Source organism: Phenylobacterium sp., assembly GCF_016793225.1.
In the GTDB taxonomy this organism is placed as follows: Bacteria; Pseudomonadota; Alphaproteobacteria; order Caulobacterales; family Caulobacteraceae; genus Phenylobacterium.
The window spans coordinates 1-15,414 of record NZ_JAEUMN010000178.1 but is presented as its reverse complement, the minus strand read 5'-3'; the positions used below and the strand labels follow the sequence as shown (position 1 = coordinate 15,414).

The window sequence follows — 15,414 nt, the reverse complement described above, 5'->3', positions numbered from 1 at the left end:
GGACGCCAGGCCGGCGGCCGCACGGAGATCCTGCGAGGCCTGACCGGCGCCGAACGCATCGCTTCGACCAACGCCTTCCTGCTCAAGGCCGAGATGGCCAAGGGCGAGGCCGAGCACGGCCACTAGGAGGCGCACACATGTTCAAAGCGATCATCGAGGTCTCCGTCCGCTTCCGCTGGTTCGTGGTGCTCGCCACCTTGTTGGTGACGGCGGTGGGCCTCTTCGAGCTGACAAGGCTCCCCATCGACGCCGTGCCGGACATCACCAACCGGCAGGTGCAAATCAACACCATCGCCCCGGCGCTCGCGCCGGAGCAGATGGAACGGCAGGTGACCTATCCCCTGGAGACGGCGATGGCCGGTATCCCGGGGCTGCAGAGCACCCGCTCGCTGAGCCGCAACGGCTTCAGCCAGATCACCGTCATCTTCACGGACCAGACCGACATCTATTTTGCGCGCCAGCAGGTGGCGGAGCGGATGGCTCAGGCGCGGGAGACCCTGCCAGAGGGCGTGGAGCCGGAACTCTCGCCCATCACGACGGGCCTCGGCGAGGTGCTGATGTGGACGGTCGATTTCGAGCCGTTCGCCTCGAACACCTTGGTCCGGCCTGGCCAGCCAGGCTGGCAGGCCGACGGATCCTATCTGACGCCCGAGGGCGAGCGGCTGACGACGCCGCAGGCGCGGGCGACGTACCTGCGCACCGTCCAGGACTGGATCATCGCGCCCCGCATGCGGACCACCAAGGGGCTCGCCGGCATCGACGTGAACGGCGGCTACGTGAAGGAGTACGCGGTGCGGCCGGACCCGGCCCGACTCGCGGGCTATGGCCTGAGCTTGGCCGACCTGATCCGGGCCCTCGAGCGGGCCAACACCCAAGCCGGCGCCGGTTTCATTCAACGCGCCGGAGAGGCGCTGACCGTCCGTAGCGACGCCCTGGCTCAGACGGCCCAGGACCTCGCCCAGGCCCCGGTTGTCAATCGCAACGGCCTGGTGGTGCGGGTGGCGGATGTCGCCACGGTCGAGATCGGGCAGGCCCCCCGGCTCGGCGGCGCCAGTCGCGATGGCCACGAGGCGGTGATCGGCACCGCCCTCATGCTGGCCGGCGGCAACAGCCGCACGGTGGCGCAGGCGGCGGCCCAGAGGCTGGAAGAGGTGGCGGCCAGTCTGCCCCCCGACATCGTCGCCGTGCCCGTCCTGAACCGGAGCGAGCTCGTCAATTCCACGATCGCAACGGTGGCGCGCAACCTCACCGAAGGCGCTCTCCTGGTGATCGCGGTCCTGTTCCTGCTGCTGGGGAACATTCGGGCCGCCACCATCACGGCGCTGATGATCCCGATCAGCTTCCTGTTCGCCGTCATCGGCATGAACCGCTTCGGGATCAGCGGAAACCTGATGAGCCTGGGCGCCCTGGACTTCGGCCTGCTGGTCGACGGGGCGGTCGTCGTGGTCGAGAACACGCTGCTCATGCTCAGTCAGCGCCGCGCCGAGTTCGGCCGGCTGCTGACCCGCAAGGAGCGCCTCGGCGTCGCCGCCGCCGCGGCCCGGCAGATGGTCAAGCCGGCCGCCTTCGGGCAGCTGATCATCCTCCTGGTGTTCACCCCGCTGCTCATGCTCGAGGGGGTGGAAGGCAAGACGTTCATTCCGATGGGCGCGACAGTGATGCTCGCCCTGATCGGCGCCTTCATCTTCTCCTTCACGTTCGTGCCCGCGATGACCGCGCTGCTGGTGCGCGATCCGAAGACCGTCCACGTGGACGAGGACGGACGCGCGGTGGAGCATGAGACCCGGATTCTCCGGTTCGCACGCCGGCACATCGAGCCGGCGATCCGCGCCGCGGTCGCCCGGCCGAAGGTCGTCCTGATCTCCGCATTGGCGACGCTCGCCGTCGGCGCGGTCTCCTTCACGGTGCTCGGCCGCGAGTTCATCCCGACGCTCGACGAGGGTGACATCGCCATGCAGGCGCTCCGGGTTCCCTCGGCCTCGCTCGAGCAGTCGCTCGCCATGCAGATGAAGCTCGAACGGGCGATCAAGGCGCAGCCGGAGGTGGAGACCATCTTCTCCCGCACCGGCACGGCCGAGGCGGCGGTCGATCCGATGCCGCCGAACATCTCCGACGCCGTGATCGTGCTGAAGGACCGCAAGGCCTGGCCGGACCCGAGACTGCCCAAGGAGGACCTGATCGAACGCCTCGAGAAGGTGGCGGGCCAACAGCTGGGGAACAGCTTCGAGTTCAGCCAGCCGATCGAGCTTCGCTTCAACGAGCTGATCTCCGGGGTGCGCACCGACCTGGCGGTGATGGTCTATGGCGACGACTTCGCCCAACTACAGGCGACGGCCGATCAGGTCGCGAACGTCCTGCGGCAAACACAGGGGTCGGCTGACGTGCGGGTGGAACAGGCCTCCGGCCTGCCAACCCTGACCATCAGCGTCGATCGCTTCGCCGCCGCCAGCTACGGCCTCTCGGCGGCGGACGTCTCGGAGGCGGTCTCCGCCGCGATCGGCGGCGCCGAGGCCGGTCAGATCTTCGAAGGCGACCGCCGCTTCGACGTGGTGGTGCGCCTGCCCGAGGCGGCCCGGAACGACCCGGCGGCTCTCGACGCCTTGCCGGTGACCACCGCGTCCGGCGTCGCGGTGCCGCTGTCTTCGGTGGCGCGCATACAAGTCGCCGAGGGTCAGAACCAGATCAGCCGCAACGACGGCAGCCGGCGCATGGTGGTCCAGGCCAACGTGCGGGGGCGCGATCTCGGCGGGTTCGTCACCGACGCGCAGGCGAAGGTGAAGGCGCAGGTGAAGCTTGCGCCGGGCTACTCCCTCACCTGGGGCGGGCAGTTCGAGAACCTCAAGCGCGCCGAGCAACGGCTCGGCCTGGTCATCCCGGTCGTGTTCGTCCTGATCGGCGTTCTGCTGTTCATGGCCCTCGGCTCGTTCGCGGAGGCGGGCCTGGTGTTTGCCTGTGTGCCGTTGGCCCTGGTCGGTGGCGTCCTGTCGCTGCTCTTGCGCGGTATGCCGTTCTCGGTGTCGGCCGCGGTGGGTCTCATCGCCGTCTCCGGTGTCGCCACGCTGAACGGTCTGGTGCTCATGCAGGCGATCCGCGAACGGCTCACCGCCGGTCTTTCGCCTCATGATGCGGCGATCGAGGGGGCCTCCAGCCGGCTGCGCGCCGTGCTGACCACCGCCCTGGTCGCGATTGTCGGCTTCATTCCCATGGCGATCGCCTCAGGGGCGGGGGCCGAGGTGCAGAAGCCCCTGGCGACCGTCGTGATCGGCGGCCTGCTCACGGCCACAGCTCTGACCCTGCTTGTACTGCCGGCCTTCGCGGCGCAGGCGGTGCGGCATCGCAAAGACGAAGGCGTGGAGGATTGAGGATGCTGAAACGGACCTTGCGGATCGCGCTCGGCACGGCGCTTGGCTTTGCGGTGCTTCCCTTGGCGGCGACAGGCCAGACCCCGCCGGCCGTCCCCGCAACCCTCGAAGGCGGCGGGCACCTCCGGATCGACAGCGCCTACCTGCGCGTGGGCGACGATCCGGCCGTGGTCCGCGGGATGGTGCGCCGCGACGCGCTTTGGCGCGGGCCCGTCGGCGGCCATCTGCATGTGATCGCGTATGACGCCGCGGGCCGCCAACTCGCGCTGGTTCCGGCCCTGTGGGCGAGGGGCGAAGGGGGCGGCCATAGTTCGGCCATGCCGTACCTGGCCAAGCTGGGTGTGCCTCGCGACCAGGTCGCCAGGCTCGCGGTCGTGTGGCGACCTGGCCGCCACGCGGACGAGGCGGCGCCATGACCCCCCTCAGCAGCGCCGACCACCGGCAGCGGCGCATTCTGCTGATCGTGCTGATCTTGAACGCCGGCCTCTTCCTCGGTCTCGGCGCAGCCGGCCTGTTCGCGGACTCCAGCGCCCTGCTGGCCAACGCCGTCGACAACGGATCGGACGCGGCCGTCTACCTGCTGAGTTTCCTGGCGGTGGGGCGCGCCGTCACCTGGAAGCGCCGCGCCGCCCAGGTCTCGGGCGTGATGCTGCTGGTGTTCGCGGCGGCCGTCCTCGCAGACGTCGTGCGGCGCTGGTACGTCGGCGCGGAGCCGGTCGGGGTGACCATGATGGCGATGGCCGCGGTGGCGGCGGTCGTCAACCTGGCCTGCCTCCGGCTGATCCAGCGCGGCCGCAGCAACGACGTCAACATGCGCGCCGCGGAAAAATTCAGCTTCAACGACTTCGCGTCCAACGGCGGGATCCTGATCGCCGGCGGGCTGGTCTTGTGGCTGCGCCAGCCCTGGCCCGACCTCGTGGTGGGCGCGGTCGTGGCGCTGATCGCCGTGAAGGGCGGGCTGGAGATCCTCAAGGACGCCAACACTCAGAAGGATGTCCGGACATGAACGGCCCCAAGTCCCACGACCATACGGACGGCGACGGCGGCCATGCGCACGGCGGGCTGTTTGGCGAGCGCACCGAACTGATCTTCGCGCTCGGCAGCGGCGCCGCGCTCCTTGCCGGCTGGCTGCTCGAACGCTCCGGTGCGGCCGGCTGGGGGCCACTTGGCCTCTTTCTCGCCGCCTACCTGCTCGGCAGCTGGTTCACCGTGCAAGAGGCGATCGAGAACCTCCGGCAGCGCAAGTTCGCGATCGACACCCTCATGGTGGTGGCGGCCGCCGGGGCCGCGATGCTGGGAGAGTGGGCCGAAGGCGCGCTGCTGCTCTTCCTGTTCAGCCTCGGGCATGCGCTGGAACACTACGCCATGGGTCGCGCGCGACGGGCCATCGAAGCCCTCGCGGAACTCGCGCCGGAACACGCCACCGTGCGGCGGCCTGACGGGACAGCTGAAGTGGCGGTGGCTGAGCTGAGGGTCGGCGACGTCGTGCTTGTGCGGCCCAATGAACGCCTGCCCGCCGACGGCGTGGTGGTCGCGGGGGAGAGCGCCGTCAACCAGGCTCCGGTCACCGGCGAGAGCGTGCCGGTGGACAAGCGACCGAGCGACGAGCCGGACGTAGACTTCTCCCGCGTCCCGGCCGAGCACAAGGTGTTCGCCGGAACGATCAACGGTCCAGGCGCCCTGGACGTCCGCGTGGCCCGCCTGGCGTCCGAGAGTGCGCTGGCGCGGGTCGTTCGCATGGTCTCTGAGGCCGAGGCTCAGAAGTCGCCGACCCAGCGCTTCACCGACCGCTTCGAGCGAATTTTCGTTCCGGCCGTGCTGGCGGGGGTTGGCCTCCTGATGCTCGCCTGGGTGGTCGTCGACGAGCCCTTCGCCGACAGCTTCTATCGCGCCATGGCCGTGCTGGTGGCGTCCAGCCCGTGCGCGCTGGCAATCTCGGTGCCGAGCGCGGTGCTGAGCGGCGTGGCTCGGGCCGGACGGGGCGGCGTCCTCGTCAAGGGCGGCGGCCCGCTCGAAAACCTGGGCACGCTCACGGCCCTGGCCTTCGACAAGACCGGCACCCTCACCGAAGGCCGGCCGAACGTGACGGAGATCGAGCCGGCCATCGGGGTGACGGCGGATGAGCTGCTTGCGGCCGCAGTGGCGGTTGAGGCGCAGAGCGACCATCCCCTGGCCGTGGCGGTGGTGGCCGCAGGTGCGGCGCGCCTGTCGGGTCCGACCCCAGCGGCAGAGGGCGTGGAAAGCCTGACCGGCCAGGGCGTGCGGGGCCGGGTGGCTGGCGACGAAGTGCTGATCGGCAAGCCTGCGCTGTTCGGCGAGGCGCTTCCGGAAGGGGTCGCCGCCGACGCCGAGCGCCTCGCGCGGGAGGGTCGCACCGTGATGGTGGTGCGCCGCGCAGGTCGCTTCCTGGGCGTGATCGGCCTCCTCGACACGCCCCGGCCCGCAGCGGCCGAGGTCATTGCCCGGCTTCGGGCGCTCGGGCTGAAGCGGATCGTCATGCTATCCGGCGACAATCAGGGCGTGGCCGATGCGATCGCCAAGCAACTCGGCCTGACCGAGGCGCGCGGGGGTTTGATGCCGGAGGACAAGGTCGACGCCATCCGGCAAATGCGCGCGCAGGAGGGCGGCCTGGTCGCCATGGTCGGCGACGGCGTGAACGACGCCCCGGCGATGGCCAGTGCGACGGTCGGGATCGCGATGGGCGCCGCGGGATCGGACGTGGCGCTGGAGACCGCCGATGTCGCCCTGATGGCCGACGACCTGCGCCATCTGCCTTTCGCGGTGGGGCTCAGTCGTCAGACGAGCCGGATCATCCGCCAGAACCTCTGGGTGAGTCTGGGCATGGTGGGCTTCCTCATTCCGGCCACCCTCTTCGGGCTCAATATCGGGGCGGCGGTGATGTTCCATGAGGGATCGACCCTCGTGGTCGTCGCCAACGCGCTGCGGCTGCTCGCATGGCGCGAACGCGGGACGGCTCCGGCATGAGCGCTGCATCCGAGCGGGCGGTCGTGGCCATTGCGGCCTCCCGCCCGGGCCCCGCCAGCGCCGCTGTGCGACCCCAAGCCAAGGGCGAGCGGCGCCACACGACGCGGCCGGTGGGGCAAAAGGCCGGCGAGGCGCAGCCATGAAGAAGCGGGACTTCGAGGCTTCCCGGCCGCCCCGCGTGTCGCGCGCCACATTGCGAGCACTGGCCTTGCTCTGCGGCGCCTTCCTGGCGTTCGCCGGCCTGATCGGCGGACTCTACGCCTGGGAGGAGTGGCGGGCACATCGCGCCTTTGCGCCGGGCGCGGTGGTAATCAACCCGCACCCTCGGTGAAATGCCGGCGTCGATAGGCCTTGATCCTCTAGCGGCTAGAGCATGTAGTCTCTGCGGAGGTTCTGGATTGGAGGTCCATGATGGGCGCCAGCTGCTGTGCTCCCCCGCCCTCGAAAGCTGACCCGCGCTGGCGGCGCGCGCTGTGGATCGCGCTTGCGGTCAACGCCGGGATGTTCATCGTGGAGTTCACGGCCGGCTTCGCAGGCCGCTCGGTCTCTCTCTGGGCGGACGCCGCGGACTTCCTCGGTGACGCCGGCAACTACGCCATCAGCCTGGCCGTCGTCGGTCTCTCGCTTCAGTGGCGGGCGCGCGCAGCGCTCCTGAAAGGCGCGACCATGGGCCTGTTCGGCCTGGGCGTGCTGGCGGCCGCTGCCTGGAACGCGAGCCACGGCGGGCTGCCGCACGCACAGACCATGGGCGTGGTGGGCTTCCTGGCGCTGATCGCCAACGTGGGCGTCGCGCTTATGCTGTTCCAGCATCGCTCGGGCGACGCCAACATGCGCTCGGTCTGGCTGTGCTCACGCAACGATGCGGTCGGCAACGTTGCGGTCATGGCGGCCGCGGCCGGCGTGTTTGGCACAGGCTCGGCCTGGCCAGACCTCGGGGTGGCCGTCCTGATGGCGAGCCTTGCGCTCTGGAGCGCCCTCCAGGTCATCCGCCAGGCGCTCGCCGAGCTGCGCGGCGCGGCGGATGGGCTCGAGGCCGGTGGCCACCACGCATGAGCTCGCGCGCCTCGGCCTGGGCGGGTGCGCTCGAGATGACCGCCGCCGGCGCGCGGTGGCGGGGCGGCGTGGGCGACAACGGCGTGCATCGCCATCTGGCCGCGCAAGCGGTCTTCGCCGAGGCGCCGGTTACCGTGCGCGACGGCGCCGGGCGGGCCTGGACCGGCCGCTGCCTGCTGATCGATCCGCTGGAGCCCCATGCGCTGGAGGCTGAGGGCGACGTGGATCTCGTGTTCCTCGAGCCTACCCGCGGCAGCACCTTCCTGGAGACCGCCCTGGCGGAGCTACGGCCGCGTCTGACCGACCCCACGGTCATCGAGGCGCGCGCCTCGGCGCTGCGCTTCTGGACCCCGGTGCTCATGGGTTCAACGCGCCCTCGCCGGCCCGTCCCGCCGGCGCTGTCGGCGTCCCTGGCGGCGATCGAGGCGGCGCTGGCGGACGGGCCGGTGCGGCTCGCCGACGCCGCCGCGGCCGCGGGCCTTTCCCCGGACCGCTACCGGCACGCGTTCGTGGAAGCCTTCGGGATCCCGTTCCGCCGCCATCTGCTCTGGCGGCGGATGGCCCGTGCCCTGGCCCGCGTCGCGGGCGGCCAGGACATCACCGGAGCCGCCCATGCGTGCGGCTTCGCGGACAGCGCGCATCTGGCGCGCACCATGCGCGCGTGCTTCGGCATCAGCGCCGGACGGCTCGCCGCGACCCGGGCGCGGTAGCCGCTACGTTCAAGCGCGATTGCGAACCGAGGGCTACGAGGCTGCCGCGCACCCACCCGGAGCCTCGCATGAACCGATCCCCCGAACGCCGCGCCGCCTATGACGCGGAAGCCCTGGCCGCGCGCGCGGCCCTGGCGGCCGGCGACCTGGACGCCGCCTTCGCGCGCCTGGAGCGCGCGCACGTCCTGGGGCAGCCCTGGGCCGCGCCGCACAGCTGGACGCACTGGATGATGCTGCGCATCGGCTGGCGACGCCGCGACGGCCGCGAGGTGGCGGGTCAGCTGCTGCGACTGGCCGTGGGCGGCGTGTTCTCCTGGGTGGGCTGGGTGCCCGCCGGGAATACCGGCGGCGCGAACGTCTCGCCGATCCGACCGATGCCAATTGCGGCCGACCTTGCCGACCTGTGCCGCTAGATCGACCCGGTAGACGAGAGGTCGTTGGCCGAACCGGAGCGCCACCAGCTTGCGGCAGGACTGCGAAGCGGGACGCGCCGTGACGACCGCGCGCGTTGTGCCGCGGCCTCCACGTCTTGCGAGTTCGCTTCTAGCGCTCTAGGAGTGCGTTCACGGGAGTTCCATGCTCGCATCCTTGCGCCTCAGGTCGGTACGGCGCGCGCTGGTCATCATGTTGATGATCCTGAGCGCGGCCATTGTCATGGAGCGTGCGCAGGCCGTCACCAACGGTGTGCAGCATGCCCTGGCCATCGACCACGCCGCGCCTGCGATGACGCTGGCGGGCGCGGACCATGACCATCATCACGATCATGATCATGACAAAGCCGGGGATGACAGTTCCACGGGCGCGGGCGACTTGGATCAGGCGCCAGGCCCCCACCATCACCACTCCGAGGGACCGCAGGTCGCCGCCCTGTTTTCGCCGGTGACCGTGGAGGTCGCGGTGTCGGACGCGGTCGCGCTCTTCATGCGCGTGGACGCGGGCTCGCCGCAGTCTCGCATCTTTGGCCTGGAAAGGCCCCCCAAAGCTCTCAGCGAACGCGCCTGACCGGCGCGGCGAATCCGCCGCGCCTCTGATCTGCAGCTTCGAGAGAGACCATGTCATCTTCCTACTGCGGTCGCGCGTTTGCGCGGCCAGGGCTGGCGTTGATCGCCGGCCTGCTCCTCGCCGTGACGGGCCCGCCAGGCGCCTCCGCGCAGACCCCGGCGCCGGCGGCCGGCCCGACCCTCAACCTCGACGACGCCCTGGCGCGGGCGAGCGGCGCCGATCCTTCCGCTGCGGGCTGGGACGCGCGCTTCGCCGCCGGCCAGGCGAGCATTCGCCAGGCCGGGGTCAAGCCGAACCCATCGATCGGCCTGGAGCTCGAGAACTTCACCGGCAGCGGCGCCTACGCGATGCTCGACCGCACCGAGGCGACGCTCAGCTACGAGCAGACGATCGAGCGGGGCGGCAAGCGCGAGGCCCGCGTGGGGCTGGCCCGCGCCAGCGCCGAGATCACCCGGAGGCGCCGCGACATCCGTCGCCTGGACCTCCTGCGCGATGTGCAGGCGGCCTACGCCGAGGCCCTGGCGGCCGAGGCCGAACTGCTGATCGCCGAGGCGCGGCTGCTGGCGGCCCAGTCGGCGCAGACCGACGTGGAGCGTCGTGTGCGCGCCGCCCGGGACCCCCTGTTCGCCGGGTCGCGCGCCGGAGCCAACAGCGCCCAGGCCGAGGTCGACCGTGACCAGGCCCGCCTCGCGGCGCAGAATGCCCGCAGCACGCTTGCGCGCTTCTGGAGCGGATCCGCCGACTTCAACCTGAACCTCGAGACGTTCTTCGGCGTCGCACCCCCGGCGACCGTGGACCGTCCCGTTGCGGTCGCCGACCTGGCGCTGCTGGAGGCCGAGCGCGAGGTCGCTGCAGCCAGCGTGCGCCTCGAACAGTCGCGGGCCGTCACCGATCCCACGGTGCGGGCCGGAGTCCGCTACTTCGGCGACGGCAGCGACGTGGCCTTGGTGGTGGGGGGCAGCGTGCCGCTGCGGCTCCACGACAACAACAAGGGGGCGATCGACCGCGCGGTCGCCGAGCGCAGCGCCGCCGACGCCGACATCACGGCGGAACGCGTCCTGCGCGAGCGTGAGATCGCAAGACTGACGGCTCGTATGGCGGCGTCGGCGGCGGAGTCCGAGCGGCTCCGCGCCGACGTCATTCCCCTGGCCATCCGGGCGGTGGAGCAGGTGCGCGACGGCTTCAACCGCGGCGGCTTCCAGTACGCCAATGTCGCCGAGGCCGAACGCGGGCTGGCCGACGCACGCGCGCGACGCGTGGCCGTCCTGCGGCAGTTCCATCTCGACCAGGCGGCGCTCGACCGTCTCACCGGGCGCCATGCGGCGCTCGCTTCCTCGAACCTCAATGCGGAGCGTCGCTGATGCACGCCACCTCGACCCGGCGGCTCAGCCGCCTGTCTGCCGTCCTCGCCCTGGCAGCGGCCCTCGCGGCCTGCGGCCAGGGTCCCGCCAAGGCGCCCGAAGGCGAGGCCCATGAGGCCGCCGCCTCGGAATTCGAACGGGGACCGCACCGCGGCCGCCTGCTTCGGGACGGCGACTTCGCCCTTGAGATCACGCTCTATGAAGACGGGCCGGCGCCGCTCTTCCGGCTCTACGCCTTCAAGAACGACAAGCCGGTCGACCCGAAGGGCGTGCAGGTGAGCATCGCGCTGACTCGCCTCGGTCCGAAGGTCGATCGCTTCACCCTGACGCCCGAGGCCGACTACCTCACCAGTCCGGCGATCGTGAGTGAGCCGCACTCCTTCGACGTGAGCGTGGCCGCGACCTACGAAGGCAAGGCGCACAAGTGGGCCTACTCGTCCTACGAGGGCCGCACCACCATCACCGCCGACGCGGCCCGCGCCGGCGGCGTGACCACCGAGAAGGCCGGGTCGGCCGTGCTCGGCGAGACCCTGCCGATCAACGGTCGCGTCGAGATCATTCCCGAAGGTCAGAGCGACGTCATCGCCCGCTATCCCGGCCGCGTGGTGAGCCTGAGCGGCGAACTGGGCCAACGCGTCCGCCGGGGCCAGGTCCTGGCGCGCGTGGAGTCCAGCGAGAGCCTGCAGACCTATTCGGTGACCGCGCCGATCTCGGGTGTGATCGTCAAGAAGAACGTCACGACCGGGGGCATGACGGGCAATGAGCCCATCCTCGTGGTGGCCGACCCCACGAAGCTGCACGCCGAGTTCTTCCTCTATCCGCGCGACGCCGAGCGCGTCCGCGTCGGCCAGCGGGTCGAGGTGGTGAGCCTGGCTGGCGACCATCGCCTGACCAGCACCGTCGAAGCGGTCCTGCCCACCGCCGACCTCACCAACCAGACCCTGATCGCCCACGTCCATCTGACCAACCCGGGCGAGGCCTGGCGGCCCGGACTGGGGGTGAAGGGCGTGGTCTCGGTGGGGACCACCAGCGCGCCGCTCGCAGTGCGGACCAAGGCGATCCAGCCGTTCCGCGACTTCGAGGTCGTCTACGCCAAGGTAGGGAACACCTACGAGGTGCGGATGCTGGAGATCGGCCGCCGCACGCCCGAATGGACCGAGGTCCTGGGTGGCCTCGAGCCGGGGACCGAGTACGTGGTCGACGGCGCCTTCCTGATCCGCGCGGACATCGACAAGTCCGGCGCGAGCCACGACCACTAGGAGCGCAACGTCATGCTTGAACGCATCATTGCGCTCTCGATCCGCTTCAGATGGGTCGTGGTCGCCCTCGTGCTGGTGTTCGGGGCGATCGGCGTCTGGAGCTTCCAGCGCCTGCCGATCGACGCCACGCCGGACATCACCAACGTCCAGGTTCAGATCAACACCGAGGCTCCGGGCTTCTCACCGCTGGAGTCCGAGCAGCGCATCACCTTCCCGGTGGAGACCGCGATCGCGGGCCTGCCGGGGCTCGATTACACGCGCTCGATCTCCCGCTACGGGCTCAGCCAGGTCACCGTCGTCTTCAAGGACGGGACGGACATCTACTTCGCCCGCCAGCTCGTCAACGAGCGCCTCCAGGCGGCGCGGAGCCAGCTACCGGAAGGCCTGACGCCGGAACTGGGACCCATCTCCACGGGTCTGGGCGAGATCTTCATGTACACGGTCGAGGCCAAGCCGGACGCCCGCAAGGCGGACGGTGGGGCCTACACGCCTGAGGACCTGCGCACCCTGCAGGACTGGGTGATCCGGCCGCAGATGCGCAACACGCCTGGCGTCACCGAGGTGAATACCATCGGGGGCTTCGAGCGGCAGTACCACGTCACCCCCATTCCGGAGCGGCTCGCCGCGTTCGACGTGAGCATGTCGGAGGTGATCGGAGCCCTGGAGCGCAACAACGCCAACGTGGGCGCCGGCTACATCGAACGCTACGGCGAGCAGTACCTGGTGCGGGTCGCCGGCCAGGCCGCCACACGGGAGGACCTGGGTGCGATCCTGATCGCCAACCGCAACGGCGTCCCGGTGCGGGTCGCCGACGTCGCCGACGTGATCATGGGCGAGGAACTGCGCACCGGCGCCGCCACGGAGAACGGCCAGGAGGTGGTGCTCGGGACTGTCATGATGCTGGTCGGCGAGAACAGCCGGACGGTGGCGCAGGCCGCCGCGAAGCACCTGGAGGACGCCGCCAAGGCGCTGCCGACCGGCGTCGTCGCCGAGCCGATCTATGACCGCACCGACCTCGTCGAGCGCGCCATCAAGACCGTCGCGACCAATCTGGTCGAAGGCGCGCTGCTGGTCATCGTTGTGCTGTTCCTATTGCTCGGAAACATCCGAGCGGCGTTGATCACCGCCGCCGTGATCCCGATCACCATGCTGATGACCATAACCGGCATGGTGCGCGGCGGCGTCTCCGGCAACCTGATGAGCCTGGGCGCCCTCGACTTCGGCCTGATTGTCGATGGTGCGGTGATCATCGTCGAGAACTGCCTGCGCCGCTTCGGCGAAGCGCAGCACAAGCTCGGCCGTGTGCTCACTCGTGATGAGCGCTTCGACCTGGCGGCCACGGCCTCGGGAGAGGTCATCCGACCGTCGCTGTTCGGGGTGCTGATCATCACCCTGGTCTATGTGCCGATCTTCGCCCTCACCGGGGTTGAGGGGAAGATGTTCCACCCCATGGCGGTCACGGTGGTCATGGCGTTGACCTTCGCGATCGTCCTGTCGCTGACCTTCGTGCCGGCGGCCGTGGCGCTCTTCGTGACCGGCCGCGTAGAGGAGAAGGACTCCTTCTTCATGCGCGGCGCGCGCCGGCTCTACGAGCCGGCCCTCGCCACCGCCCTGCGCCTTCGCGTGGTGTTCGTCGCCGTCGCCGTGGCGCTCGTCGCCATTTCGGGCTTCGCCGCCAGCCGCATGGGCTCGGAGTTCATCCCGAACCTGGACGAAGGCGATATCGCCATGCATGCGCTGCGCATCCCTGGCACCAGCCTGACTCAGGCCGTCCAGATGCAGACCGCCCTGGAAAAGCGGATCAAGCAGTTCCCCGAGGTCGAGCGGGTGGTGGCCAAGATCGGGACGGCGGAAGTCGCGACCGATCCGATGCCGCCCTCCGTGGCCGATACCTTCATCATGCTGAAGGACCGCGTGGACTGGCCAGACCCGCGCAAGCCGAAGGCCCAGTTGGTGGAGGAGATGCAGGCCGCCGTCGCCAAGGTCCCCGGCAACAACTACGAGTTCACCCAGCCCATCCAGATGCGGTTCAACGAGCTGCTGTCGGGCGTGCGGGCGGATGTCGCCGTCAAGGTGTTCGGCGACGACCTCGATCAGCTGCTGACTCTCGGCAACGCGGTGAAGGAGGTCATCGAGGGCGTCGAGGGGGCCGAGGACGTGGGCGTCGAGCAGGTGACCGGCCTGCCGGTCCTGCAGATCACGCCGGACCGGGCGGCGCTGGCGCGCCTCGGCATCTCGCTGGCCGACGTTCAGGAGGTGGTCCAAGCCTCGGTGGGCGGCGTCGTCGCCGGCCAGGTGTTCGAGGGCGACCGCCGCTTCGACGTGGTCGTGCGCCTGCCGGAAGGCGTGCGGGGCGACACCGCCGCGATCGCGCGGCTGCAGATCCCGGTGCCCTCTGCCGGCGGGCGCTCGTTCGTGCCGCTGGAAGAGGTCGCCACCATCGCGGTGGAAAAGGGGCCGAACCAGATCAGCCGCGAAAGCGGCAAGCGACGGGTCGTGGTCACTGCCAACGTCCGCGGCCGCGACCTGGGCTCGTTCATCACCGAGGCGCAGGCCAAGGTGGGCGCCGAGGTGGAGGTCCCGGCGGGCTACTGGATCAGCTACGGCGGCACCTTCGAGCAGCTGATCTCGGCAGCCAAGCGGCTTCAGCTGGTGGTGCCGGTGGTGCTGCTGCTGATCTTCGGCCTGCTCTTCGCCCTGTTCCGGTCGGTCAAGGACAGCGCCATCGTCTTCTCCGGCGTGCCCTTGGCGCTGACCGGCGGCGTGGCGGCGCTGATGATGCGGGGCATGCCGCTGTCGATCTCCGCGGGCGTCGGGTTCATCGCGCTCTCCGGCGTGGCGGTGCTGAACGGCGTCGTGCTGGTCAGCTTCATCCGGGGCCTGATCGAAGAGGGACAGACGCCCCTCGACGCCATCCGCGAGGGCGCGCTCACGCGCCTTCGCCCGGTGCTGATGACCGCCCTGGTGGCTAGCCTCGGGTTCGTGCCCATGGCGCTGAACGTGGGGGCCGGCGCCGAGGTCCAGCGCCCCCTGGCCACGGTGGTGATCGGCGGGATTATCTCCTCGACCCTGCTGACGCTGCTGGTGCTGCCCGCGCTCTACAGCCTCGTCCACGGACGGGAGCCGGACCCGGGTCGTCCACGCCCGGCGTGGCTGGACCATCTGCCGTTCCGTCCCGGCCGAAAGGCGGTGTGACCTTTCCCCCCTCACACCGTCCTGGCGGCCGCTTGTCGGGAGCGGCCGCCCACCTCTCCGTCTTCACCGAGGTTCGCGCCATGCTTCAAAGGAGCATTCTGCTCAGATGGCGATCAGCCATCCTTCTTCTTCTCATGCTGGTCCTGCTGCTGATTGACGGCGCCCTCTCCCAGGCCCTGGCCCACGGGGTCGCCGAGGGCGACAAGGGCTACATCCAGGAGACGACCGGCGTGGTCTTCCTGCCGTTCGTCTACCTGGGGGCCAAGCACATGGTCACCGGTTACGACCACCTGCTGTTCCTGTTCGGGGTGATCTTCTTTCTCTACCGGATGAAGGACATCGGCATCTACGTGACCATGTTCGCCGTGGGTCACTCGACCACCCTGTTGCTGGGGGTCCTCACGAGCGTCAGCGTCTCAAGCTACTTGATCGATGCGATCATCGGCCTGTCGGTCGTCTACAAGGCGCTCGACAACCTGGGCGCCTT

12 protein-coding genes and 2 pseudogenes are annotated in these 15,414 nt (G+C 70.1%); all 14 read left to right on the top strand.

Annotated elements, in window-relative coordinates; translation table 11 throughout:
- Window positions 1-126, top strand: a pseudogene (locus JNK30_RS20760) (efflux RND transporter periplasmic adaptor subunit); the annotation flags it as partial.
- 11 nt (window positions 127-137) lie between these two features.
- Window positions 138-3,359, top strand: a pseudogene (locus tag JNK30_RS20755) (efflux RND transporter permease subunit); the annotation flags it as partial.
- A 5-nt stretch (window positions 3,360-3,364) separates the two neighbouring features.
- Window positions 3,365-3,778: a hypothetical protein gene (locus tag JNK30_RS20750; RefSeq protein WP_293485299.1), complete on the top strand. Its 414-nt coding sequence runs from the start codon at window positions 3,365-3,367 to the stop codon at window positions 3,776-3,778.
- The gene (locus JNK30_RS20745) at window positions 3,775-4,368 is read left to right on the top strand and encodes a cation transporter (RefSeq protein ID WP_293485297.1); all 594 of its coding nucleotides are present in this window, start codon (window positions 3,775-3,777) and stop codon (window positions 4,366-4,368) included. Before JNK30_RS20750 ends, JNK30_RS20745 begins: the two co-directional genes overlap by 4 nt.
- Window positions 4,365-6,347 (top strand): heavy metal translocating P-type ATPase, encoded by a 1,983-nt coding sequence (locus JNK30_RS20740; protein ID WP_293485295.1) that lies wholly within the window; start codon window positions 4,365-4,367, stop codon window positions 6,345-6,347. The genes JNK30_RS20745 and JNK30_RS20740 overlap by 4 nt, the downstream gene beginning before the upstream one ends.
- A 139-nt stretch (window positions 6,348-6,486) precedes the next feature.
- Window positions 6,487-6,678 carry a hypothetical protein gene (locus JNK30_RS20735; RefSeq protein WP_293485293.1) on the top strand — a complete coding sequence of 64 codons (192 nt, stop codon included), beginning with the start codon at window positions 6,487-6,489 and terminating at the stop codon, window positions 6,676-6,678.
- A gap of 77 nt (window positions 6,679-6,755) precedes the next feature.
- Window positions 6,756-7,400: a cation transporter gene (locus tag JNK30_RS20730; RefSeq protein WP_293485291.1), complete on the top strand. Its 645-nt coding sequence runs from the start codon at window positions 6,756-6,758 to the stop codon at window positions 7,398-7,400.
- Entirely contained in the window at window positions 7,397-8,110 is a 714-nt protein-coding gene (locus tag JNK30_RS20725; RefSeq protein WP_293485289.1) for an AraC family transcriptional regulator, read from the top strand. The genes JNK30_RS20730 and JNK30_RS20725 overlap by 4 nt, the downstream gene beginning before the upstream one ends.
- A 68-nt stretch (window positions 8,111-8,178) precedes the next feature.
- Entirely contained in the window at window positions 8,179-8,523 is a 345-nt protein-coding gene (locus tag JNK30_RS20720) for a DUF3703 domain-containing protein (protein WP_293485287.1), read from the top strand.
- A 211-nt stretch (window positions 8,524-8,734) separates the two neighbouring features.
- Entirely contained in the window at window positions 8,735-9,112 is a 378-nt protein-coding gene (locus tag JNK30_RS20715) for a hypothetical protein (protein ID WP_293485285.1), read from the top strand.
- A 50-nt stretch (window positions 9,113-9,162) separates the two neighbouring features.
- Window positions 9,163-10,473 carry a TolC family protein gene (locus tag JNK30_RS20710; protein ID WP_293485283.1) on the top strand — a complete coding sequence of 437 codons (1,311 nt, stop codon included), beginning with the start codon at window positions 9,163-9,165 and terminating at the stop codon, window positions 10,471-10,473.
- Window positions 10,473-11,732 carry an HlyD family efflux transporter periplasmic adaptor subunit gene (locus JNK30_RS20705; protein WP_293485281.1) on the top strand — a complete coding sequence of 420 codons (1,260 nt, stop codon included), beginning with the start codon at window positions 10,473-10,475 and terminating at the stop codon, window positions 11,730-11,732. Before JNK30_RS20710 ends, JNK30_RS20705 begins: the two co-directional genes overlap by 1 nt.
- A 12-nt stretch (window positions 11,733-11,744) precedes the next feature.
- Window positions 11,745-14,927 (top strand): CusA/CzcA family heavy metal efflux RND transporter, encoded by a 3,183-nt coding sequence (locus tag JNK30_RS20700; RefSeq protein ID WP_293485279.1) that lies wholly within the window; start codon window positions 11,745-11,747, stop codon window positions 14,925-14,927.
- 80 nt (window positions 14,928-15,007) lie between these two features.
- Window positions 15,008-15,414, top strand: a 407-nt coding sequence (locus JNK30_RS20695; protein ID WP_367118770.1) for a HupE/UreJ family protein, incomplete at its 3' end; no start/stop codon positions are given.